This is a genomic window from Dyadobacter endophyticus (assembly GCF_014641595.1).
GTDB lineage: Bacteria > Bacteroidota > Bacteroidia > Cytophagales > Spirosomataceae > Dyadobacter > Dyadobacter endophyticus.
In genome coordinates, this window is sequence record NZ_BMIA01000001.1 from 718,874 (window position 1) to 743,634 (window position 24,761).

Genomic DNA, 24,761 nt, shown 5'->3' on the forward strand with positions numbered 1-24,761 from the left:
GTATCTTTCCCCTGAACCTTCTTCAAGACGACCGGGACCAACCAGTCAAATGTCAACATGATACGGGTTTAGCCTCTGTCGGATTTAGCGGTTGATAGACATAGCAAAAGCCGGTCGTAGTACTTTTTTACGCCTTTCGATCCGTGTTTTGTTTTGGATGTGGTTGTAAAGGGTTTAGGAAAGCTGAAAGTGATTTTTTTTGTTGCCAGAAGTGGTATCGATTTTATGCAAAAATATAGGCAATAAGTACTGTAAGTTGATTGCGGATTGATTTGTTGTGGTACTAAGTTTGCGTAGTACCTCAGCTTTGAGCAATGGGAGTGCGCCGGGTGTTGACCCGCGGTAGGCGTCGATGGTTGGCCGGAGCGGCCGAAGGAGAAGAAAAAAGGAGGGAACGTTAAGCTTAGAGTGATTACGGCCGCGAACGCACTACGGCTGGTTAACGAGGGTCGTGTCGTTGTTTCGGATGGATACGCGGATGTCCTCGATCTTGTGATGGTTAAGCCAGCGCTGAAAATCCAGTGCCTGTTCAGGCTGGTGGTGAATAATTGCCCCATTTGTCAGCATTAGTGTAAATGTGCTGTACGTCTGCAAGAATTTACAGACTTCATGGGAGTGATATTCAAATCCCGCAAAATAAGGTTTAGTGAACGACATAAGCTGATTTAATTAAATTAACTTCAGTTGCCGAAATTTAAGTACATCGCACTTCCGTCGAAGAATTTATTGAGCTATGTTTTGGAATTACTTATTTAACGGCTTTAAAAGTTATTGTATGGGTTATTTGCGTTACAGAATCTACAAATTGTAGCGGTAAATGGCAATATTTGTACACCAGCACGCATATTGTAAAATTATCGCGGTACGGCTCTTTTCATAGCTGGCATTATTTCTATATTTGAATAAGACGGGTTTGGGAAACCACACCGTATTAGATTTATTGTTAACCTAAAATACATCAACAACATGCGTTGGCAGGATTTACGCAGAAGTAGCAACGTCGAAGACCGCCGCGGAATGTCGGGCGGGGGAAAAGTTGCACTAGGTGGTATCGGGGTGATCATCGTGGTCGCCATCGGGTTGCTTACCGGTCAGGACCCGCAGGAGATCCTTTCCAATATACAAGGCGCGCAAACCGAACAGACTGAAAACCGGCCGGCCGGGCCGCGTCCCGACGACAAGACAGCGGAATTCGTTTCTGCCGTATTGGGGAGTACCGAGGATGTATGGACGCAGATTTATGCGCAGAACAACGCAGAGTACGAAAAGCCGGTGTTGCAAATGTTTTCAAACGAGACGCAAAGTGCTTGCGGCGGGGCGTCATCGGCCATGGGGCCATTCTATTGCCCTGCCGATCATAAAGTTTATATCGACCTCACTTTCTGCGACGAGCTTCGTGACCGGTTCAATGCACCGGGTGAGTTCGCGGTCGCTTATGTGGTGGCGCACGAGGTAGGGCATCACGTACAGAACCTGATGGGCATTTCCCAGCAAGTGCAGGAGCAACGTAGCAGGCTGAGCGAGGCCGAGTATAACAAGCTGTCGGTGAAGTTGGAATTGCAGGCAGATTTCCTAGCAGGCGTGTGGGCCAATCACGCCAACCAGATGGACAAGATCCTTGAACCAGGCGATCTGGAAGCTGCCCTGACCGCGGCCAATGCCATTGGTGACGACAAGCTTCAACAGGAATCGCAGGGGCGGGTAGTTCCCGACGCATTTACCCATGGCACCTCAAAGCAACGGATGTACTGGTTCAAGAAGGGTTTTGAAACCGGCGACCTGAATCAGGGACGTTACCAGGACATCCAATAAGCGGCTGGCTGGCCACCTAGTCGCTGTTTTCGTCCTTAATACCTTTCAATAATGCGTAGATGGCCATGGCGTGTCCCTGGCCAAGGTCGTAGTCTGCTTTAAGCCATTGTACAATATCACCGGCCTTCGTGCTGGCCAGTAATTGTCCGTTGGCAGTGAAGCCTTTTTCTTCGGCCAGCTTGCGGAAATCGGCAGGTCCTTTGCCGGTTTTGGCAAGAATGGTTTTAAGGTATCCCTGGAATGACATATTGTCTGGTAAGAGGTTAAGAATTTAAAACTGCAAAATATAGCGCATATTAATGCTTGTGGCAAAATTTTACTTGATTTGGGCTCTTTTGTAATATAATTTGCAAATGGATTTCTTTATACTCTCAGTTAATGCTCTATCAGAATATCCTCCTCATCGATGATGATGAAGATGATCAGGAAATTTTCCTGACCGCGTTGGAATGTACACGAAAGGCCGTCCGTTGCACTGTCCTGGATAGTGCCAGGAAGGCATTGAACCAGATATCAAAAGGAGAACTCGAAACCGACCTTATTTTTCTCGACCTCAATATGCCCCTGATGAACGGGCAGCAATTCCTGGCAGAGATCAAAAAAGATGAAAAGCTCCGTAAAATCCCAGTGGTGATCCTTTCCACCTCTTCCAATGACGCCACCATAGCTCAGATGAAACAATTAGGCGCACGTCAATTTTTTACAAAGCCGGGCCGTTTTGAGGACCTGGTTGCAATCCTGGAAAAAGTTTTGGAGTAACCTCCATTCATTAAAAGCAGAAGGTTTTCGTCTATTTCCTTCGAGTCTGCAAGTACCCATCAGTATACGTATTTAGATTTCGCCTTTAAAGAATATTTAATCTTTAAATTTTGCAAATATGGCGCAATCGATACGAAGTTGTTTATCGGTCTTACTGGCCGTGCTGTTTTGTGCCTATGAGGCAGTGGGGCAGGACAGGCGTGTGAAAGGAAAGGTTACAGACGAAGCCAGCGCCGGTATACCCGGTGTGAGCGTGCTCGTTAAGGGCACCAACAATGGTACCAATACAGATGCAGACGGCAATTTCAGCATCATGCTTCCTGCGGGTAGCCATGTGCTTACCGTGTCGTCCATTGGTCATGTGACCCAGGACGTTAACGTTACCGCGAGTTCGACCGAGATTACCGTCAAGCTCAAAGCGGATGTAAAGAGTCTGGGAGAAGTAGTGGTGACGGCACTTGGCGTGCAGCGCAGCACAAGGAATGTAGGCTACGCCGTGCAGCAGATCGATGGCGGGGGCATTCAGGAAGCGCGGGAAGTGAACTATATCAATTCATTGCAGGGAAAACTCGCCGGCGTGCAGATTGGAGGAAACAGCGGCTCTATGGGCGGCTCGTCGCGCGTAACGATTCGCGGTTTGAAATCCATTTCCGGCAACAACAATGCATTGTTTATCGTCGACGGCGTGCCGATGGCCAATATGAACCTCAATTCATACGGCGTTACCGGCGGGCAAGGGACAGGTGGCGGCGGGTACGACTACGGCAACCCTGCACAGCTTCTCAATCCCAACGACGTGGAGAATATATCGGTACTGAAAGGTGCCGCCGCAACTGCGCTTTATGGCAGCCGCGGGCAGAATGGGGTGATTTATATTACTACCAAAACAGGCAAAGGCTCCGGCAAGCTTTCGTTAAATTATGACCTTAATATCCAGACCGACCAGGTTTCGCTGCTCCCCAAATTCCAGAACCTGTATGGTGGCGGGGGAAGTCCGAACTTTACGAAGTTGTATGTCGGCCAGAACCCGTCGGGATTCCTGCCGGGCGGCGGTACGTACGACGATGGCGATGGCAAAGGCCGCTACGATCTGATTCCCGACTACGGTACCGACGAATCGTGGGGGCCGAAGATGGAGGGGCAGCTGGTGCGGCATTACTGGTCGTGGGACCAGGACCGTAACAACCCGAATTTCGGTAAGACGGCCCCCTGGAGCCCGCATCCTGACAATGCGAAGAATTTTTTCAAAACCGGCGTAACCTTCTCGAATAACCTTTCGGTTGCAAGTAGCGGCGATAATGGTTCGATCCGTTTTTCTGCGGGGCAGACTAAACAGAACTTTATTTATCCAGGCAGCAGCCTGAGCCGCTTTTTTATCAGCCTTAATACGGTTTATAAATTCACAGAGAAGTTTACTTTCAGCGGCGGGATCAATTATATAAATGACCATTCCAAAGGCCGGCCGGGAACGGGTTTCTTCGGCAATAATCCGATGTTGTTTTATGTGATGTTCGGCCAGCGGCAGATCGACGATGCTTACCTGCGTAACTATAAATACGCCGACGGTACCGAGCAGTCGTGGAACCGCACGGCATGGAATATCCAAAAACCCGCATTTACGCAAAATCCCTACTGGAACCAGTACGAAAACTATAATACCGACCAAAATAACCGCTATTTCGGCAATGCGGGCCTTACCTACAAAATCACCGACTGGCTCTCGGCCGACGTACGCGTCTTCTCCGATTACCTGAACCACCTCGACGAGGTCAGGAGCGCGAAAGGCTTTTTTGTAGGGTCATATGCCAAGCGGGCGGTGATTAATAACGAGAATAACTACCAGGGAACGCTGAATGTCAACAAAGCTTTCGAAGACTCGAAACTGACGCTTGAAGCCGTGGCAGGGGGTAATATATTGAGGATTAAATCCAGCATCGATGCCGGCAATACCAACGGCGGGCTGCAAAACCCGATGGTATACGTGCTGCAAAACTCGGTAACACCGGCGACTGTTTCAAATTCTTACGGCAACAAACAGATCAACTCGTTTTTTGGCTCTGTGACATTGGGGTATAACAAATTCCTCTACCTCACTGCAACAGGCCGGAACGACTGGGCTTCCACATTGAAACAAACCGGCAACTATTCTTATTTCTATCCGTCGGTGTCGGGTTCATTCATTTTTTCCGACCTGATCACCGACGCGAAATGGCTTACGCTCGGGAAGGCGCGCCTTTCGTATGCACGCGTGGGCAACGATGCCGATCCGTACGCCGTGTCGAGATATTACGATTACGTGGCGCCATTTGATACCTATCCTTTGCAGAGCACTTCCGATAAGCTTTTCAATAGCGGCTTGAAGCCGGAGTTGTCGTCGGAAACGGAAGCTGGCGTAGATTTTAAATTCTTCAACGACCGGCTTGGGGCAAACTTTACCTATTACAACCGCAAGACCAAAAACCAGATATGGAATGTGCAGATCCCATCCGAGAGCGGTTTTACGACGAAGGTCGTCAATGGCGGTACGGTGCAGAATAAGGGGATCGAGCTGACACTTTCGGCTACGCCTGTGATGACTACCAATTTCAGCTGGCGGGTAGGGCTCAATTTTTCTAAAAACAATAACACTGTCGTCGACCTGAACAGTACCGGCGATAATATCGCGGGTATCGAACGGTTCATTATCGGTACCGAGCGCCGAACCAACAAAGTGTCAATGGTGGCGCAGAAAGGGAAGTCGCTCGGCACGATGCTGGGGACGGACTATGTGTATGATTCCAAAGGCAACAAGACCGTGGCCGATAACGGTACTTACAATGTTACCGCCACGCCGGTGATCATCGGCGATGCCAACCCGGATTTTATAGGAGGCGTGTCCAATATGCTGAGCTACAAGAATTTTTATCTCTCGGCGCTGGTCGATTTTCAAAAGGGTGGAGATTTCTTTTCATATACCAATTTGTACGGAAACAAATCGGGGATGCTGAAAGAAACGGCTGAAAATGGTATCCGTGAGAATGGCGTGATCAATCCGGGCGTGAAGGCGGACGGCTCGCCGAACGATATTGCAGTACCGGCGCGGACGCATTTCAATGCCGACGGCGGTAACCGGATCAGCAGGGCCAATCTCTACGACGGCAGCTTCGTTTACCTGCGCGAGGTGCGGCTGGGATGGTACCTGCCCGATAGCTGGGCGAAGAAGGTCCGCATGCAGGCGCTGCGCGTGACACTTACCGGGCGGAATCTCTGGCTTATCAAGAGCAATGCACCCAACGTCGACCCGGCCAATATTACCAATTCCATCAGCAACCAGATCGGCTTTGAGGGTGGCGCACTGCCAGCGGTGCGAAGCTATGGTGTGAACCTGAATGTTACTTTCTGATCCGGTTTAAAATCGATTGATATGAGAAACAAGCTATTAATACTGATAGTCATACTCGTGACATTCACGGGATGCGACAATTTTGATTCGCTGAATACCGACCCGGCGCGGTCGAGCGAAACACAGCCTGAATTCCTGCTTTCCAATGCCGAAAAGCGCGCCAGCGATCTGATGTACGATACCTATTTCAACGGGCGGATCGGCATGGAGCTTTCGCAATACTGGATGGGTACAGACAAGACCTCCGACGGGCGTTTCCTATTCACCAACGACGGTCTCTGGGCAGGGCTCTATGCCGGCCCGCTGATGGACCTGAAAGAGATCAGCAACTACTACGACCGGCATCCGGCTGAAAAAAGCCCGCATACCCTGGCTGTGGCCGAAATATTGAAAGCCTGGATTTTCCATGTGCTTACTGATGTGTACATCGATATCCCTTACACACAGGCGTCGCAGGGAGAGCGCATTCCCCAGCCCGTATTCGACCAGGGTAAGGACGTTTACACGGCGTTGCTGACCTCACTGAAAACGCAGATCGATGTACTTTCGGGCACTTCTTCCAGCGTGGTCCGCGGGGATATAATTGCCAAAGGCGACGTGCAACAGTGGATCAGGATTGCGAACGCATTGCGCATGCGGATTGCGATGCGCATGGTGGACGCTGCGCCTGCGGAAGCGAAGGCTGTTATTGAAGACGCTGTCAAGAATACATTGACCGGTACTGTCCAGGATGTGTATTTTCCTTACAATGTGGCAACTACAACCAACCGTTTTCCCTATAATGACGTAGAAAGGCCGTTGGTCGAATTTGCGGTGACTTCTACGCTGGTGGATTACCTGCAATCGGTCGACGATCCACGTCTGCCCGTTTTTGCGCGGCCTGATGACACCAATGGCAAATATATTGGGAAGGTTTATGGCACCGAAGCTAATTCGCCTACAATGATCGGCCTTTCCAAACCGGGCGTAATCGCTTACAGTGGTTCGGCCAAAGGTTATGTGATCACCTTCGCGGAAATAGCGTTCATCAAAGCGGAGGCTGCCGCGCGCGGCATGAATGTAGGGAATGATGCAGCTGAAATACTTTATAACGAGGCTGTGAAGGCATCGATGGCACAATGGGGCATTACGGATGCGAGGACGGTCGAAACTTATCTGAAAAGTGTGCCTTACAAGGCAGGAGCGTGGAAAAATGTGATCGGTACGCAGAAATGGATCGCATTGTATATGCAGGGGCTGCAATCGTGGCTGGAACGCCTGCGACTCGATCCGAAGAAGCCGGATGGCAGCGTGCTGTTTATCCCCCCGGCATCGGGTAGCCTCGATCCCGACGTTACGGATGTGCCCAAACGGTTGAAATACCCCAGTACCACACGCGCCAGCAACGCACTAAACAGCGAAAGTGCTGCCAAGCGGATAGGCGGTGATACTCAGGCAGTGAGGAACTGGTGGGACGTCCAATGAAAATTAAGATATTGTTAAAGCATCCCGTATCTTGATTCGGCTCCTTACCTTTGGCGCCGAATTAAGTTTGGATGTGAGATGACGCACGAAAAAATATTTGTCTTAGAAACCGGAAGAGCCGTGAAAGTAAAAGTGGAGGGTGTACTGGCCGACGACCTCTCGAAAGTAAGTATCCAGGTCGGTGTTTTGATTAAAGACGGGAAAGAGGAGGAGTTCAGGCCACCCATCGGGCTGACTCATCCTAAGTATTGGAAACTAAAAAATCTGGATCCGGAGAAAGCCAGTCTGCTGCAGATACAATACAGCGGCGTGCATCCGAAGCAAATCAGAAAGACTATCCGGGAGTTTGATAAATTGCATGCATTGGAAATACAAGACTAACCCTTTTCAAATTATCGCATGAAATACACCGCTATTGTTAAAATGGGCCTGGCTCTGCTTTGGCTGGGCTTTAATGTGCCGGTTGCCTGCGCGCAAGCCCCGGGCCAACCGCTACCGGCCTGGCAGGAGGGCGAGCTGGACATTCACCATATCAGCACAGGAATGGGTAATGCCACCTTCATGATCCTGCCGGACGGTACGACATTTCTTGTGGACGCCGGTGCGCTTGATCCCACGGAGGCGCGCACGCAAAGCCCCCGCAACACGAAAGCAATGCCGGGCAAGGAGCGGCAGCCAGGCGAATGGATCGCCCGGTATGTTCGCAAAGTTGCTAAAACACCGGTGGTAGATTACGCCCTGATTACCCATTTTCATGATGACCATATGGGTACACCGACTTCGATTTCCAAGAGATCGGAACAGGGTAAATATGCATTGGCAGGCATTACCGAGGTGGCGGAGTTTGTGCCGGTGAAAAAGATCATCGACCGCGGATGGCCAGCTTATGCCTATCCGCGACCGGTCAATGACAGTATGATGCTTAATTACCGCAGGTTTCTCGACTGGCAGGTAAAGAATAATGCATTACGTGTAGAGACAAGCGTTCCGGGCCGCAATGACCAGATCGTTTTACTCTATGATCCCCAGAAATATAAGGACCTGTTCGAAGTGCGGAATATTTCTGCCAATGGTGAAATATGGACGGGCGTGGGCAACCTAACCCGCAAGCATTTTCCCGATTTGAAAGACCTGAAACCAGAGCAGTATCCGAGCGAAAACATGTGCAGCATTGCCACAAGGATCAGCTACGGGAAGTTCGACTACTTTACCGGCGGCGACACGCCAGGTGTTCTTCAACCTGGTGTTCCGGCCTGGCATGATGTGGAAACGCCTGTGGCAAAGGCCGTTGGCCCGGTGGATGTACACATTCTCGATCACCACGGCAACCGCGATTCACAAAATGACTTTCTGCTCGGAGCATTGCGGCCGCGCGTGCTGGTAATCCCGGTGTGGTCATCGGATCACCCCGGCCACGACGTGCTAGACCGTATTTATTCCCAACGCATCTACCAGGGTGAACGAGACGTATTTGCTACGGGTATGCTTGAAGCGAACAAGCTGGTGATCGGAGAAATGCTGAACCGTTTGAAGAGCGACAGCGGGCATGTGGTGATACGGGTAGCGAATGGGGGAGATAGTTACAAGGTTTTTGTGCTTGATGATCGTGATGAGCAGCTGACAATCAAGGCGATACACGGGCCCTACGCTTCCCGGTAAAACGATCGGGAGGTAAAAGGCCTCAATTCGTTGTCAAGTGCCGTTGGGACATTCCCTGGGCGGAGCTTTTGTTCATAGACAGGTGCTTAGGTGCCCGCAGGATAAACGGTGTAATTCCCCGGCACCCTTTCCGGCACCGGGGAACGAAGATTATAGCGTAGCCATATCAATCACGAACCGGTACCGAACATCACCTTTGAGCATACGCTCGTAGGATGGGGTAATGTCTTTGATATCGATCAGTTCAATGTCGGACACAATGTTGTGTTCGGCACAGAAATCGAGCATTTCCTGTGTTTCGGCAATGCCCCCGATACCGGAGCCTGCCATGCTGCGACGACCTGTCAGCAATGAAAACGGGTGAACAGAATAAGGCTCCGTCGGCACTCCTACATTGATCAGCGTTCCGTTCGTGCGGAGTAACGACAGGTACATATCCATATCGTGCACCGCCGAAACAGTGTCGAGAATAAAATCGAAACTGCCTTTTACGGCATTTACCTGCTCAGGATCAGAAGTTACTACGAAATGGTGCGCACCAAGGTCTTTTGCTGCTTGTTCTTTTGAAGCGGAAGTGCTTAGAACGGTCACTTCGGCACCGAATGCGACGCCGAACTTTACGCCCATATGGCCCAGGCCGCCTAAACCGAGTACAGCCAGTTTATGGCCTTTTCCGACTTTCCAGTGGCGGAGAGGGGAGTAAGTCGTGATTCCCGCACAAAGAAGGGGCGCGGTGGCTGCCAAAGGTAGTTTGTCCGAAACCGAAAGTACAAACTCCTCGCGTACCACAATCGTGTTGGAATAGCCGCCGTATGTGGGTAGACCGCTGCGGTCGAGATTGTTGTAAGTCTGCGTATTTCCCTCGAGGCAGTACTGCTCCAGGCCATCCTTACAATTTTCGCAGACCTGGCAGGAATCTACCATACAGCCCACACCGGCAAGGTCCCCGGTTTTGAATTTCTTTACGTGCGCGCCCACCTGCGTAATTTTCCCAACGATTTCATGGCCTGGCACCATCGGGAAAACGCCCGGAAACCATTCGTCCCTGATCTGGTGAAGATCGGAGTGGCAGACGCCGCAAAAGTGGATCTCGATCTGAACGTCATGGGGGCCGACGTCCCTTCTTTCAAATTCCCAGGGAGCCAGGTCGGTTTCGGGTGTTTGAGCTGCGTATGCTTTTGCTTGTATCATGTCAGAATATGAGGTTGAATGCAGCTACAAAAATAGCAGCCTCCTTTCGATCAGGATTAATACTTTCAAATCATTACTTATAGTTTTCAAACAATGCCCTTAACAGGCCATTTTCGAGCCCTTTCTTTTTCGTGAGTGGGAGATCGGATACTGCGACGATAAAAAAAACAGCCCTGTGCATCCTAAAGGCGCGTGCGGAGCGTTTATTAATGCATGTGGGCTTGACGTATATCAGTGGTGCGTTCTTACACCGGATTTCATCAGGAACTTAATGGATATGTTGATACGTTACCGGCTCATAGCGAAGAATTTAGTGCAAATTAGAACTATTACAACCATTTACAGGCAAAGTATGCAGTTTCGGAAGCCGGAGGCGTTTGCAATTTTCTTATCCTTGTGGGGCATAAGCATGGTTTGTTGTGCCCAGAAGCCCGGTTTGGCTGGAATGGCTCCGTCCAAATGGATCACATTTCGTACGACGCATGCACCCGGAAAGGTGTACCGTTTCGCCAACAGCGGTACCAAGACTTTCACGAACGAGGAAATGTACGTCCGGGCGTGGATTCCGGTGATTCATAAAAAGAACTTCGCCTTGGTTCTTGGGCCTAATTACCGTGCTGAACAGCTGGAATTCAAGAGCAGTGGCGAAAACCCCGCGAAAAAGTTCGAGGGGTGGAACTTGCGGACATTCGCGCTGGACCTCAATTCATTTGTACGTCTCGACAGTACTTCATGGCTTTTGTTGACTTCCCACATCAATAAAACGGGCAATTTTGCCATGCTTTCCGCCAAGCAAATTCCGCTGAACTACACCGTTTCCGCATCCTATTTGAAAAGACAATCACCTAACAAGGAAATCGGCGCAGGGATTATTTTTAATAAAAGCTATAAGCTGACCTTCCTGCCGGTTTTTGTCTTTAACTACAACTTCTCAGAAAAAGAGGGCGTGGAAATCATGCTCCCTAAGAAAATGGCATGGCGCCATAATCTTTCCCCCTACGACCGGCTGTATTTCAAAGCCGAGGCAGTCACGCGGACGTATTATCTTAACCAGGTCGCCGAAGGTACCCCCGATGTGTGCCGCCGGATAGACGTCGACATGGGAATCTCCTACAACCGCAGGTTCGGGAATTTCGCGGGCGTGGAGGTCTTTGGCGGTTACCGCAAGAATATATCCAACAAAATGGTACAGGATGCGGTGCCGGTGCGTGCTTCCGGGCTTGCTGCGACCGTCGAATTCTACATTCAGCCGCCCAGTTTCAGGGGAAAAGCCCGGAAATAACGCTTCACAATATGTTGATTTGAGAGGGTACGAATTAACTTTCGGGTAAAATCGGCCGGTGTAGTTTTACGCAAACTAACCTGGATACAGATGAAGCCCTTTTTACTTTCCCTGATTTCGACAGCTGCTGCCGTTGCGATATTAAATAGCTGCGCAGACCATAGCGTTCCCACAGAAAATTATCCCGATAGGGCAGAAGCACAAAACCCGGCGATCATCACGCAAGTCGGTAATGTAAAAGTATACAACGGTGGCTTCGGATCGGCTGTGGTGCAGGACCCGAACGACCATATGGTTTTTTACCTGCTTACCGATCGCGGTTCTAATATCGACGGCACGGTTGCCGATTCGAAGGTATTCGCAGATCCTGGCTTTGCGCCGCAAATCGGCAAGTTCAGGCTGATCGGAGACCAGCTGGTTCTGGAAAAGACCATCGACCTTAAAAATGAGAGCGGAGCAAAACTCAACGGCCTCCCAAACCCTCCCGGATTTGGGTACAGCGGAGAGCTGGCGCTGGATGTAAACAATAATACGCTCCCTAAGAGCGTCGATGGGCTGGATTCGGAAGGTCTGGCGCTCGCACCTGACGGGACCTTCTGGGTGAGCGATGAATATGGTCCTCATATCGTCCATTTTGATGCGAACGGCAAGACGATCGAACGGATTAATCCATTCGGCAATGGGACAGGAGGTCGGAAAATACCTTTGGTACTGGCTAAAAGGCGCCCAAACCGCGGAATGGAGGGGCTTACAATTACTCCCGACGGCAAAACCCTCGTAGGCATTATGCAATTCCCGCTCTACAACCCTTCGGCCAGCGACGTGTCCGGCTCGCTGGTAACGCGTATTCTTAGCTTCGACATCGCCACTGGCCTCAGCAAGGAGTATGTGTACCTGATCGACCGCGCCAATTTGCAGGCGAACAGCGAGATCGTAGCGATTGACAACACATCTTTCCTCGTGCTCGAACGGGATGGTGAATACGCAACCAATGCCAATCGCGCGTCAGTGATCAAAAAAGTGTACAAAGTAGACCTGAGTAATGCTACCGACATCTCCGATCCGGCCAACGGTGCCAACGGCAAGTTATTTGGCGGGCTTACGGTGGAGCAGCTGAAAACTGCGGCTAACCTGACTGCCAATGGTATCAAACCTGTAACAAAGACGCTTGTCGCTGACCTGATGGCCGATATTCCGGCGCTTTATCCGCACGACAAGGCCGAAGGCATCACGATCATCAACTCGACGACCATCGCTATTTCAAACGACGACGATTTCGGCGTAGTTGGGGCGGGCGGTGTTTATGCGCAGAAACTTCTGCCGGCTACCGGCGCTGTGGACCGCAACACGATCTACTTCGTAAAACTCAAACAGCCACTTTGGTAATAATCCCAATTTTCAAGCGGGTGCGGGGCTTTGCGCTGCACCCGTAATTTTTATTGGCACTTCTTCGAAAGGCATTGCAGTGAAGTAGTCGCGCAAAAGCAACGTATATGAGCTGCGCGTGCGTTGGTGATCGGTTTTTTCTGGTTCTTTAAAACTTTACATTTTCATAATAAACAGGTTTGATTCGCTTAATAGGTAAAAAATACTTTTGCGCTCGATTTTTAAACACAACGCAGAAAGGTTGTAAAGCGAATCGAAATGTGTTTTCTTGTTTTTGTTAAATTTTTTAAGACTATTATGAAGAAACTGATACTACCAATTGTTCCGTTGGTCATCACAGGTATCCTGGTTTTCAGTCCGGGTAGGTGTGCAGTGGCTTCTGGTAAGGGCCGGATGATCTTTGAGATGCCAACCCGCGCATTGACCGTGACGGGTAAGGTGGTGGATGAGACCGGTCAGCCGCTGCTCGGCGTTACGGTTTTGGAAAAAGGTACTCACAAAGGTACGGTAACCGACGCTGCGGGTAGTTTTTCGCTTGAAGCCGGAGCTGGTTCTACGCTTGTGTTTTCTTTTGTTGGCTTCATCGCGCAGGAAGTGGTGGTTTCGGGCAATGCACCCCTGGCCGTTACTTTGAAAGAGAATGCGATGATGCTGAACGAGTTTGTAGCGGTGGGTTATTCGACGATGCGGAAAAGCGACCTCACCGGCGCAATTTCCAGCGTAAAGGCAAAGGAATTGAATCTCAGTACCCCGACTGTCGGACAGGCGCTGGTGGGTAAAGTGGCAGGTGTGCAGATCTCGCAGGTGAGCGGCGCGCCTTACGTGGGTACGAAGATTCGCGTGCGTGGCGTAGGATCGGTGAATGCGAGCTCGGATCCTTTGTATGTGATCGACGGCTATCCGGCTGGCAACGATGTTTTCATTAACCCTAATGATATTGAATCGATCGATATCCTCAAAGATGCCGCGTCGGCGGCCATTTACGGTTCGCGTGCTGCGGGTGGGGTCGTGCTGATTACCACCAAGAGAGGGAAAGAAGGAAAGGGCCGGTTGGAGTACGAGTATCAGTTTGGCATGCACCAGCTCAGTAAAAAAGTTGACCTTTTGAACTCCTCCGAGTTCGGTCAGCTGATGATCGATGGCCGGAATGCGAGCTATCGCGACCTGATGGTGAATGCGGGCAAAACCTGGAACGACGGGATGTATTCCGACGATAATGCCACCCGTATCAAAAATGTGGGTAATGCGGGTTCGGTAAGCATTCCGACTGATTTATACGATTTTGCGAACCAGAAGCTGATTACTCCGAAATACAATACAGACTGGCAGAACGAGCTCTACCGAAACGCGCCGGTGCACCGTCATAACATTTCGTTTTCGGGCGGGAAAAATGGCTTGCGTTATGCGATCAGCGGCGGGCAGCTCAACCAGCAGGGGATTATTCTGAGCACCGGCCAGCACCGGACGAATTTCCGGACGAACCTGGATGCGGACATTAACAAAAAGCTGAAAGTAGGCGCCAACCTCGCATTTACCTATAATACCAACCGTGAAGTGCAGGAAGGACGTTTCGACAAAGGCCCGATCCTTGGCGCATTGATTTACATGCCGATTTTCAAGGCGTACAATGAGGATGGTAACCTTTCGAAAAACGAAGCGGCAGCATTAAGCTCGGGGTATGGGTACCAGTCCATTGAGAATCCGGTCGCATTGGCAACCGAAACGCATATCAATCGCAAAGGCCAGCGTGGGACGTTTAATGGTTTTGCTACCTATGAGATCATTCCAGACCTGACTTTTAAGGTTAACCTCGGTTTACAGACCTACAACGAGAAATACGAATTTTATGCGCCAACCAGTCTGAGCAGCGGCGCGAACCCGCCGGGATCACCACAAGCCATTGCGGCGGCAAATGCCGTGTCGACGATGACGACCCAAATGGACAAGCTGGCAGAGTTTACATTGAACTACAAAAAACAAATCGGCAAGCATAGCATTGATGGTTTAGTGGGGTATACCGCGCAGGAAAACAACCGCGACATTGTTTCGGTAACTGCTCGCGGGTTTTCCAACGACCGCATCGTGGAAATTACCGGAAAAGGTGCCGATGCGACGCTTTTCTCTCTTAACACAGGAACTGACCAGACCGGCAAAGTGAACTGGACATTGCTTTCGTACCTGGCACGCGCTGCCTATAACTACGATGGCAAGTATTACCTGACGGCTACATTCCGTACCGATGGTTCGTCGCGTTTCGGCCCGAATAACCGCTGGGGTAACTTCCCGTCGGTATCTGCCGGATGGAATATCTCCAACGAGCAGTTCTATAAAGATGCGTTAGGCAACAACTCGACTTTGAAACTGCGTGCAAGCTGGGGGTTGAGCGGTAACAACAATATCGGTAACTATAACTTCCTGCAGACCATGGCTGCGCCGGGTGGGGTAGTGTATGGAAACGGAACCGTGAATACCGCCCTGTGGGCAACGGGCATCAAGGACCTGAACCTGGGCTGGGAGTCGACCTCGCAGTATAATTTTGGTGCCGACCTGGGCCTTTTTAACGACCGTTTGTCGATCATGGCGAACTATTACATCAGCCGCTCGTACAACCTGTTGTTCAATCAGCCATTGTCGGCAATTTCCGGTGCTTCTACGATTTTGACCAACCTCAGAAACTCGAAAGTGCAGAACAAGGGTATCGACCTTCAAGTGGATGCCCGGGTGATCTCGACCCAGGATTTTGACCTGAATGTAAGTGGTAATGTTTCGGTAAACCGCAATAAAGTACTCGATATGGGCGGCGCCAGCACGATCATTACCAACGGTGCCGAGCGCTCTTACCTGACCCACATTACACAGGAAGGCCGGCCGATCGGTATGTTTTATGGTTTTAAAGTGAAAGGAATGGTTCGGGAGTCGGATATGGAGAATATTGCCGCAGATAATGCGGTTTATAATTCGTCGACGCAGTCGTATCCGGCTGGTTATCAGCTTAAAGGTCCTGCCCGCTCATCGGCTTCTACCAATCCGCTTCGCCCGGGAGACCTGTATTTCGAAGACGTGAATAACGACGGTGTGGTAAACGATGCGGACAAACGTGTGATCGGCTCGCCGCATGCGAAATTCACTTACGGGTTTGCGATCACTGCCAGCTACAAGAACTTCGATTTCAGCTCTTCTTTCAACGGGACCTATGGAAATAAGGTGCTCGATGGCCAGGATTATTACCTCTATAACATGGAAGGATCGGGTAACCAGTATGCGAAGGTGGCAAACCGCTACCGCTCCGAATCTCAACCGGGTGACGGCCATGTGTACCGCGCCTCACGTGGGGGAACGCAAAGCAACAGCACGCGTCTGTCAACCTTCTATTTGCAGGACGGTTCATTCCTGAGATGTACCAACCTGACATTAGGCTACAACATGAGCAGCATCGGCAGCCTGACCAACAACGCCGTCAGCGCGTTGCGCTTGTACGTGGGTGTAGACAATGCTTTCACTTTGACCAAGTACCTGGGTTACAACCCGGAGGTAGATTATAACAACGGGGCTAACCTGACGCCGGGTGTCGACTACGGAAAATACCCGCTCGTGCGTGCCTACAACATCGGTGCCCGTATCACATTTTAAGCAGCAGAAGAGATGATCAAGCGTAAATACATTTTCAATACATTATTTTCTGCATTCGGGCTGGTAGTGCTGGCGGGTTGTTCAAACGACTTTTTGGACCAGGAAAATCCCAATGCGGTGTCGGCGCCCACTTTTTACAGGTCGCCCGACGACGTGGCACTGGCCGTGAACGGTATCTACAACTCGCTCCGCGATGGTAACGGCATCGGCGAGAATAGCGGTTTGTTCAGTGAGGAGCGTTCCGACAATACCGGCCGCAACGATAACCAGTCGAATGCCGGTGAACCGTTCCAGTTCAATGATTTTTCGCTTTTGCCGAGTAATACCTACCTGAAATCGCACTGGCTGACACTGTTCCAAATGGTGACGCGCTGCAACCAGGTGCTGGCGGGAATTGAGCGCGTAACTTTTGCGGACAACAATCTGAAAGAGCAATACAAAGCCGAAGCGAAATTCATCCGCGCATTGACCTACTTCCATCTCGTGCGCAAATGGGGCGACGTGCCTCTGGTAACCAGGGAGCTGCTCAGCACCGAGGAAGTAACTGCGGCGACCTTCCGCGAAAAGCAGGATGTGGTATACAACCAGATCGTGCAGGACCTGAAAGATGCGGTAGCTTCGACCCTGCCGGATAAGCAGACTGCCAATACCAAAGGTAAGGTGACCAAAAATGCCGCCAATGCATTGCTGGGCCAGGTATACCTGACCATGGCGACCACATTGAATGCCGCGAACCGCGCTGTATACCTGAACGAGGCTAAAAAATATCTGACGGCTTCGTACAACCTGCGCTCTTTCGGGGAGTTGAAGGAAGTGCCGTATGCAGACGTTTTTGATGTGGCTAAAAAATCGACGAATGCGGAGATCATTTTTCAGGTTGTGAACAAGCAGGGTGATATCAACTTCTCATCTTCTATCGCCCGTAATAACCAGGCGAAAGGCGAGACGATTAATTCATTGTTCGCATCGTCAGGCTCGGGCGGTAATGTCACGCCGGACCTTGTGCAGGACTATGAAGAAGGCGATATCAGAAAGGAATTTTCGATCAAATATGCCAATGACCCGATTGTGAAGGACTATTTTATCACCAAATACCGCGACGCCAGTTCGGCAGCGACTACCAACGGCTACGGCGGCAATGACTGGATACTGATCCGCTATGCCGACGTGCTCTTGATGCTCGCCGAAGTAAATATGCAACTGGGCGACGAACCCGCCGCCATCGCCTTTCTCGACCAGGTCCGCGGGCGTGCAGGCTTACCGAAATATGCAGCTGCCAAAGCGAGCGCGGATTATGCTGCCAAATATCCGACTTTGAAACTCGCTATCCTTCATGAACGACGTGTAGAGCTAGCGTTTGAAAATCACCGCTGGTTCGACCTGCTGCGTTACTTTACGACCGACGAACTTGTGGCTTATGTCAAAAGCAAAAAACAGGAGAATTTCGGTATAGCCAAACTCAGCAACTTTGGTAAAAAGGACCGTTACTATCCGATTCCGTTTGATGAAACCAAACTGAACCCGGAGAAAATGTACCAGAACGAAGGCTACTAAAACCTAAACCGGCTATTGCTAACCCTGCGCTTCCCAAGCGCAGGGTTTTTTGTTTTGGAGCATAGTATATTTGAATTGATATTCTAAAAAAGTATTATGCCTCAAAGACTAATTTCGATCCTGCAACTCACCAAAGCTATCCCGTCCGCAGATCAGGAAATGATCCTGAATGCCTTTACAATGCGGGAGTTCCGGGAGGGTGATGTGCTATTCAAGGGTGGGAAGATTTGCCAGGAAATGTTTTTTGTGCTGAATGGCGTTTTGCGCATCATGGTCACCAATGAGAAAGGCAACGAGGTAACGCATTACTTTTTAAAAGAAAACCAGTTCTGCACGATCCTGAACAGCTTCAATAACAATGTGACGGCGCACGAAAGCATTTGCGCGGCCTGTCACGTGCAGGTGCTGAGCATTTCCAAGACCGAATTGTGGACGCTTTACTCCCGCGTGCCCTATCTGAAGGCGTTGATCGACACGATTACCAACCAAACATTGCTGGAAAAGATCCAGATCCGGAACGCCTATCTTGGTCAGGATTCGGCCACCCGGTATCACCAATTTCTGATCAGGCAGACGGATATTGCTACCCGCGTCCCGCTTTCAGATGTCGCCTCCTATCTTGGCATTACGCCGCAATCGCTCAGTCGCATCCGGAGAAACCTGCGCTGAAAACCGTTTTTACCAATTGTTAAGTGCTTTGGCTGTCCGGCAGGGGAGATTTGTGCTGTCAAAACAATCAGAACAAATGGAAAATTTAGATTTCTCTCTAAAAGGTAAAAAAGTAGTGATCCTGGGCGGCAGTTCGGGACTAGGGCTGGCCACCGCAAAAGCCGCAGCCGCAGAAGGGGCGAACGTGGTCGTGGTATCGAGCAATGCGGCGCGGGTGCAGCGTGCGGTGTCGGAATTATCTGGCAGCTGTTGCGGGATGCTGGCCGATCTTTCGGATGAGACCTCGGTAATGCGGCTTTTCGAGGAAATAGGGGCGTTAGATCACCTCGTTTTTACGGCGGGTGAAAGCCTTCTGTTGAGTGAAATTGCTAAAACAGAGCTGGTTACGGCCCGTTCGTTTTTCGATCTCCGTTACTGGGGTGCATTCATGGCGGTCAAATATGCGGCGCCGCGGATGAATGCGGGCGGTTCGATTGCGCTTACGGGCGGGATTGTGAGTGCGCGTCCGAGTGCGGGATGGTCCATAGGTGCGAGCATATGTGCGGCCATGGATGGCTTTACACGTGCCATGGCGGTGGAGCTGGCCCCGTTGCGTGTAAACCTTGTCTCGCCCGGCGTGGTCCGTACCAACTTGTGGTCGTCGATGGCAGAGACGGAGCGCGATGCCTTCTATGATCAGGTCGCGGCTGCATTGCCCGTAGGTTATGTGGGCGAGGCGGAGCATATCGCACAAACCTATATGTACTTGATGAAGCAACCCTTCGTTACAGGCCAGATCCTGGTTACCGACGGCGGCGCGGCATTGGCCTGATCAACCGGCGATTTCCACATTCAAGCCGCTTTGTTGCAAGGCCGTGGTCTTGGAAGCGCCGGCGCTGGAATCGGTGATGAGGGTATCGATAGCCGAAAACTCGGCAAATTTCACATAGCTATCCTTGCCGATCTTGGAAGCGTCGCACAGCAGTATTACCTGGCTCGCATTGCGGATAAATGCCGTGGTAATGGTCGATTCGTGCTCGCTATGCGCAGTAAGGCCGTTTTCTGCCGAAATACCATCCACGCCGATAAAGGCTTTATGGGCATGATAGCCATTGATGTGCTGGACTGCCTTGTCGCCATGCACCGCCTTTCGGGCCTTATTCAGCTCTCCGCCGATGAGGTTGATCTGGATGGAAGGGACATCGATCAGCTCGGCCAGGATAGGCAGCGAATTGGTAATGACGCGAATGCTTTTCTTTTTCAGAAACCGGCACATCTGAAATACCGTGCTGCCGCAATCCAGAAAGATAATATCGCCGTCTTGAACATGGGAGGCCGCTTTTTCTGCAATCTGCTCCTTGGTTGGGCTGTTGATGCCCGATTTCTCCGAAAACCCGGTCAATACCGGGTTTTCCATTTTCATGGCGCCCCCATGCGTGCGTATGAGCAACCCTTCTTCGGCAATATCGCCCAGGTCGCGACGGATTGTTGCCGGCGACGATTCTAGTATTTCGGCCAGTTCGAACACGCTCAGGCTCTCGACTTCGTCGAGTGCGGCGAGAATTTTTTTCTTTCGTTCTTGAAAGTTCATCCTAATTATTTATTTTTGATCAAAAATAATCAAAATTGATTAAAAATAATCAATTCTATTAGCCTTGAATGGCCCTGATGCTTGCCAAAAGTAGCATATGATCATTTTTAATAAAAACTTTTCATTTAAATCACGATTAGCCATGAGTGGATTGATGATCCTGGTCGCCGGCCCTTACCGGTCGGGTACGAATGACGACCCTTTATTAATGCGTAAAAACCTCGATAAGCTCGAATCGGTCACCTTGCAGCTCTTCCGGGCCGGGCATTTGCCGGTGATCGGGGAATGGGTGGCGTTGCCGCTGTTGAAACTGGCAGGCTCGAAAGTGCCAGGGGATGCCCCCTATGAGGAGATCCTGTATCCGGTGGCGAGTCGGATGTTGCAGAAATGCGATGCGATCCTCAGGCTGGAAGGAGAATCAAAAGGGGCCGATGAAGACGTCAGGATCGGCCGCGAGCGTGGGTTGCAGATTTACTTCAATATTGCCGAAGTGCCCGGTTGTGCTTGATCAGCGCAAATTGGCCTGGGGTACTGTGTTTTTTTCGAACATTGGTACCAGAATGTAGAAGCAGGTACCTTCTCCGGGCGTGCTTTCCAGCCAGATCTTGCCGTTCTGGGCCTTGATGAATTCCATGCAGATCATCAGGCCCAGGCCAACCCCTTTCTCGTTGTTGGTCCCGAAAGTGGATTCGACGTTGAGAGAAAAAATCGACTGCTGTTTTTCTTCCGACATTCCAATTCCGTCGTCCTGTATGGAAATCAGGCAATTGCTGCCACGGCCTTCCGTCTTCACGACAATATGCCCGCCTATGCCGGTGAATTTGATCGCATTACCAACGATGTTCCGCAGGATCAGCTGCATCATGTCACTATCGGCGTAAATACCCGCTGAAGGGTCGAAATAGTAGTCCAGGCTGATGTTCTTGCGGGCTGCGATGTCGCGTTCGAGATTCAGGGTCGGTTCGAAAAGCGTTTGGACATCGAGGTATTCCATATTCACCGAGACGCCGTGCAGTTGCGATTTAGACCAGTCGAGCAGCTTGGATAGCATTGCCATCGTGTTCTTGGTCGAATTGAGAAGGTCATTTTCGATATCGAGCTTTTGTTCTTCATCGAGCTCGTGCTGTGTGAGAAGTTCGAGGAAATTCTGAATACTGGCCAGCGGTGAGCGGAGGTCGTGCGCCACAATGGACATCAGCTTGTTTTTCTCCGCGTTCAATTTTTCGAGCTCTTCGTTTTGCTTGACGATCTGGGAATTTTGCAGCTCTATCGCCTTTGATTTTTCGCGCGCCGATATCTTTTCACTTTCATAACTTCCCCGGATATAATCGATGCAGAAATAGGTGATCGCGGCAACTACCGCGTAGGCCGACATATGGTCGACAAAGCGGTTGGAGCGCGTGGTATAGGTGTCCGGAACCAGGTGAGGATAGTAAAATTCGACGAGATTGAGAATGATCAGAATCGTGACGTTGATAGGAATCCACACTTTGTATTGCTCGGCAGGGGAGATCGCAATGCTGAGCAGCAGGAAAAGCAGAAAAAACAGGTCGGTAGGCCCGCGAAGACCCGAATTCAGGAAATAATTAACGATAAACAACGTGAGTCCGACAATATTGGCCAGTAAAGTACTGATACTGACCATATTTTTAAATCGTGACGCATAGTACAAGGCCACTGTGATCAACATCACGATAAGACTGGCCAATGCTATTTTGGGCAGTCCTATCGCATAGTTGAAAGGTACATTATAGGTTAGTGCAAAAGTCGATATCAGGCATACCGAATGGAATATCCGTGCATTCAGGGGGAAGACCGACGGATCACCGGATAAATTAATCCATGTTCGATAGATTGAATCTTTGAGAGGCAAGACGTTTAGGGTTTCGTTCCTGCAAATATAACGTACGTGATTCCATTAAACACAAGTAGAATTAATATTAATTGGCCTGTGGATATCCCTATCCTTTGATACGGTTTAACTCATCTTCCGACCCCGACCTCCGGCTACGTGCCGCTTTGATCTCCTTGCTTCCGAAGCGGTAATTGAAGTTGATACGCAGCATCTGACCTTCGAAACGGAACCGCAGGCGTGTTTCAATTCCCGCGTATGAGGAAGTGTAGCCGCCCCTAGCGGTATGGAAAACGTCGCTGAACGTGGCTTTCAGGCTTGCATTGTCCTTCCAGAATTTTTTCTGGACACCCACATCCACCATACCCATTTGCCAGTTGTAGTCGATCCGGCGATAGGGCGAATTGTACCAGCCCGACAGCTCGATTGTCCAGCTGTTTTTAAGCTTGAAGGTGTTCTGCCCGTTGAGATTGAATGCGGTCGTCCGGTTGTTGACAACGATGCCGTTGTCGAGCGCCGCTTTCCAGAGATTGTGGTATCCGCTGATATTGAAGTTTAATTCCCACCATTTGGTGATCGGGGTGGTAAGGCTCACGTCGAGGCTGAAACCCTGCGAATAATCGAGGTTTTCAGTGATAAAGTAGGTGCGGCTGCTGTCGTAGGGAATACGGAGGCCCACTACCGGAAACCTGGTGCGCCGGTAGCCAAAAGAGGTCGTGAGTATGCCCTTGTACACATGCGAAAGTTTAAAACTATTGGCATATTCGGGTTTCAGGAAAGGATTACCTTTAGAATACACCAGCTCGTCGACGCGGTATTCGAACGGGTTCAGGTTCTGATAGCTCGGGCGGTTGATACGACGGCTGTAATTGAGGTTCCAGGTGTGATTTTTAGAGGCACGGAATGAAATGGCGCCACTTGGGAAGAAGCTCAGATAGGTCGTGTCGACTTTGTTGAGGTCGTTATGCTTGTAGCTGGTCAGGTCACCCAGCGATTTGGTATGTTCGGCACGTAGCCCGGCTTGCAGATCCCATTTTTTACCGAGCGAAACATTGTAATTGATATAAGCCGCATACACGCGTTCGAGGTACTTGAAACGGTTGCTCCGGTTGGTATCGATCACCTCTACATTTTGCAAGACATTGTAAAAATTAAATGTATTGTCGGATTTTACGTCGGAAAGTTTGATGCCATAACCGAGCTTCCCTTTTTTGAAAGGCTGTTCATAATCGACTTTAAATGACTTAATGGTAATATCCACGGGCGTTTTCGAGACATAATTTCGCTCGATCGGCTCGTCGCTGCTCGTCTGGAAATGGTATTTATTGGGTTGGTAGCTGATCCCGCGCGAAGAAAACCGGCCATAATCGGCGTCGATATTCAGCTCGTGGCCGGTGGTGTCGGCATAACGGTAGTTGATATTCAGGTTCAGGTTCTTGTTTTTCTCCGGGTTCGATGTCCGCGACGACAGGATGAGCGAGTCGGCAGTCAGGTTATTGCGTTTGCTGATAAACGTCTCACTTTCCCCGCCGCCATTGTGGTTGCTGATACGGCCGTTCGCGCTGAAACCGAGAGTGTTTTTAGAATTGATGAAATAATCGGCCCCGATTTTGGCGCTGTGCGTAGTATCGCGCCAGATGCCCTGCCATAGTTTGTTGTAGGCCACGTTGTTAAGGATCTGGTCGTCATAGGTGGTATTATGCCACGCACCCTGGTTGAAACCGTAATTCCCAAAGATATTCAGCTTCTTATCGCGGTGGTTCAGGTTCACCGAGGCGTTGTATTTTGGGGTTATACCAAACATGCCTCCGAGGCTGATATTACCATTGGTGCCCAGCTTGGCATTCTTTTTCAAACGGATATTGATGATACCCAGGTCGCCTGCCGCGTCGAATTTGGCGGATGGATTGGTGATAATCTCAATAGCCTCGATGTCTGCAGAATTCATGCTTTTTAAGGTGGATGCAAGATCTTTTCCCGCCAGGGGCGAAGGGCGGCCGTCGATATAGATCCGGACACCTGTTTTGCCCCGCACCAGAATGTTTTCGTCCCTGTCGACCTGTACGCCCGGTGAACGTTGCAAGAGATCGAGGGCATTGGAGCCGGTGGCGTTGATGCTCGCTTCCACATTGAAAATCATCCGGTCGTTCTTGACCTCGATGAGGGGCTTTGAGCCGGTTACTTTCACCTCATTCAGCTGCTTCGCTTCGGCTAACATCGAAATCGTAGGCAGCGTCACATCCCGGCCGGCTACGTCGAACACGGCAGAAGCATACATTTGCTGGCCTACCGCCGAAACACGGACGAAATACCTGCCGTCGGGGATGCCGCCAATTTTGAATGTGCCGTGCTCGTCGGCAACGTCGGCTTTGACCAGGGTGGAGTCTTTGGACTGATTAATGGAAACTGCGGCGAATCCGACAGCTTTATTTTGCTGGGTTTTTACAAGGCCGCTTACCGCGGATGTCTGTGCAAAGCCGGCGAAGGAAAGTCCATGAATTAGCAGGCTGAGTAATGTTTTTTTCATAAATGGCTAATATTCGTATAGCGT

19 protein-coding genes are annotated in these 24,761 nt (G+C 50.4%); 13 read left to right on the forward strand and 6 right to left on the reverse strand.

Annotated elements, in window-relative coordinates; all coding sequences use genetic code 11:
• Nucleotides 1–429 precede the first annotated feature (429 nt).
• Nucleotides 430–657: a hypothetical protein gene (locus IEY24_RS02975; RefSeq protein WP_188928493.1), complete on the reverse strand. Its 228-nt coding sequence runs from the start codon at nucleotides 655–657 to the stop codon at nucleotides 430–432.
• A 309-nt stretch (nucleotides 658–966) separates the two neighbouring features.
• On the opposite strand from IEY24_RS02975, the gene ypfJ reads away from it, so the two are divergent.
• The gene (ypfJ, locus tag IEY24_RS02980) at nucleotides 967–1,812 is read left to right on the forward strand and encodes a KPN_02809 family neutral zinc metallopeptidase (RefSeq protein WP_188928495.1); all 846 of its coding nucleotides are present in this window, start codon (nucleotides 967–969) and stop codon (nucleotides 1,810–1,812) included.
• 16 nt (nucleotides 1,813–1,828) lie between these two features.
• Here ypfJ and IEY24_RS02985 read toward each other — a convergent pair whose 3' ends face one another.
• Complete coding sequence (locus IEY24_RS02985; protein WP_188928497.1) at nucleotides 1,829–2,059, reverse strand: DUF4287 domain-containing protein; 231 nt, start codon at nucleotides 2,057–2,059, stop codon at nucleotides 1,829–1,831.
• A gap of 131 nt (nucleotides 2,060–2,190) precedes the next feature.
• Here IEY24_RS02985 and IEY24_RS02990 point away from each other — a divergent pair, with 131 nt between their 5' ends.
• The 5 genes from IEY24_RS02990 to IEY24_RS03010 all read left to right on the forward strand — a co-directional run bounded on the left by IEY24_RS02990 (nucleotide 2,191) and on the right by IEY24_RS03010 (nucleotide 9,076).
• Complete coding sequence (locus IEY24_RS02990; RefSeq protein WP_188928499.1) at nucleotides 2,191–2,571, forward strand: response regulator; 381 nt, start codon at nucleotides 2,191–2,193, stop codon at nucleotides 2,569–2,571.
• A 118-nt stretch (nucleotides 2,572–2,689) separates the two neighbouring features.
• Complete coding sequence (locus IEY24_RS02995; RefSeq protein WP_188928501.1) at nucleotides 2,690–5,953, forward strand: SusC/RagA family TonB-linked outer membrane protein; 3,264 nt, start codon at nucleotides 2,690–2,692, stop codon at nucleotides 5,951–5,953.
• A 21-nt stretch (nucleotides 5,954–5,974) separates the two neighbouring features.
• On the forward strand, nucleotides 5,975–7,417 hold the full coding sequence (locus tag IEY24_RS03000; protein WP_188928504.1) for a SusD/RagB family nutrient-binding outer membrane lipoprotein: 1,443 nt from the start codon (nucleotides 5,975–5,977) through the stop codon (nucleotides 7,415–7,417).
• Between the two features lie 120 nt (nucleotides 7,418–7,537).
• On the forward strand, nucleotides 7,538–7,798 hold the full coding sequence (locus tag IEY24_RS03005; protein WP_229221262.1) for a hypothetical protein: 261 nt from the start codon (nucleotides 7,538–7,540) through the stop codon (nucleotides 7,796–7,798).
• Nucleotides 7,799–7,816: 18 nt separating this feature from the next.
• A complete protein-coding gene (locus IEY24_RS03010) occupies nucleotides 7,817–9,076 on the forward strand; it encodes a ComEC/Rec2 family competence protein (RefSeq protein WP_188928508.1) in 1,260 nt (419 codons plus the stop codon).
• A 150-nt stretch (nucleotides 9,077–9,226) separates the two neighbouring features.
• Here the strand turns inward: IEY24_RS03010 and IEY24_RS03015 are convergent, their stop codons facing one another.
• Nucleotides 9,227–10,267, reverse strand: a complete 1,041-nt coding sequence (locus IEY24_RS03015; RefSeq protein WP_188928510.1) for an NAD(P)-dependent alcohol dehydrogenase — start codon at nucleotides 10,265–10,267, stop codon at nucleotides 9,227–9,229.
• Nucleotides 10,268–10,712: 445 nt separating this feature from the next.
• Here IEY24_RS03015 and IEY24_RS03020 point away from each other — a divergent pair, with 445 nt between their 5' ends.
• From IEY24_RS03020 to IEY24_RS03045, 6 genes are all read left to right on the forward strand, one after another.
• Nucleotides 10,713–11,549 carry a DUF6268 family outer membrane beta-barrel protein gene (locus tag IEY24_RS03020; RefSeq protein WP_229221264.1) on the forward strand — a complete coding sequence of 279 codons (837 nt, stop codon included), beginning with the start codon at nucleotides 10,713–10,715 and terminating at the stop codon, nucleotides 11,547–11,549.
• Nucleotides 11,550–11,639: 90 nt separating this feature from the next.
• The gene (locus tag IEY24_RS03025) at nucleotides 11,640–12,935 is read left to right on the forward strand and encodes an esterase-like activity of phytase family protein (RefSeq protein ID WP_188928512.1); all 1,296 of its coding nucleotides are present in this window, start codon (nucleotides 11,640–11,642) and stop codon (nucleotides 12,933–12,935) included.
• Between the two features lie 297 nt (nucleotides 12,936–13,232).
• Nucleotides 13,233–16,565 carry a SusC/RagA family TonB-linked outer membrane protein gene (locus IEY24_RS03030; RefSeq protein WP_188928514.1) on the forward strand — a complete coding sequence of 1,111 codons (3,333 nt, stop codon included), beginning with the start codon at nucleotides 13,233–13,235 and terminating at the stop codon, nucleotides 16,563–16,565.
• Nucleotides 16,566–16,577: 12 nt separating this feature from the next.
• Nucleotides 16,578–18,119 carry a RagB/SusD family nutrient uptake outer membrane protein gene (locus IEY24_RS03035; protein ID WP_188928516.1) on the forward strand — a complete coding sequence of 514 codons (1,542 nt, stop codon included), beginning with the start codon at nucleotides 16,578–16,580 and terminating at the stop codon, nucleotides 18,117–18,119.
• A gap of 96 nt (nucleotides 18,120–18,215) precedes the next feature.
• Nucleotides 18,216–18,788 carry a Crp/Fnr family transcriptional regulator gene (locus tag IEY24_RS03040; protein WP_188928518.1) on the forward strand — a complete coding sequence of 191 codons (573 nt, stop codon included), beginning with the start codon at nucleotides 18,216–18,218 and terminating at the stop codon, nucleotides 18,786–18,788.
• A gap of 76 nt (nucleotides 18,789–18,864) precedes the next feature.
• Entirely contained in the window at nucleotides 18,865–19,599 is a 735-nt protein-coding gene (locus tag IEY24_RS03045; RefSeq protein ID WP_188928520.1) for an SDR family oxidoreductase, read from the forward strand.
• Here the strand turns inward: IEY24_RS03045 and IEY24_RS03050 are convergent, their stop codons facing one another.
• Entirely contained in the window at nucleotides 19,600–20,358 is a 759-nt protein-coding gene (locus tag IEY24_RS03050; protein WP_188928522.1) for a DeoR/GlpR family DNA-binding transcription regulator, read from the reverse strand. It lies immediately after the preceding gene.
• Nucleotides 20,359–20,500: 142 nt separating this feature from the next.
• On the opposite strand from IEY24_RS03050, the gene IEY24_RS03055 reads away from it, so the two are divergent.
• On the forward strand, nucleotides 20,501–20,866 hold the full coding sequence (locus IEY24_RS03055; RefSeq protein ID WP_229221266.1) for a DUF4406 domain-containing protein: 366 nt from the start codon (nucleotides 20,501–20,503) through the stop codon (nucleotides 20,864–20,866).
• Here IEY24_RS03055 and IEY24_RS03060 read toward each other — a convergent pair whose 3' ends face one another.
• Together IEY24_RS03060 and IEY24_RS03065 are read right to left on the reverse strand one after the other, a co-directional pair.
• Nucleotides 20,867–22,231: a sensor histidine kinase gene (locus IEY24_RS03060; RefSeq protein ID WP_188928524.1), complete on the reverse strand. Its 1,365-nt coding sequence runs from the start codon at nucleotides 22,229–22,231 to the stop codon at nucleotides 20,867–20,869.
• Nucleotides 22,232–22,319: 88 nt separating this feature from the next.
• A complete protein-coding gene (locus tag IEY24_RS03065; RefSeq protein WP_188928526.1) occupies nucleotides 22,320–24,737 on the reverse strand; it encodes a TonB-dependent receptor in 2,418 nt (805 codons plus the stop codon).
• Between the last annotated feature and the right edge of the window lie 24 nt (nucleotides 24,738–24,761).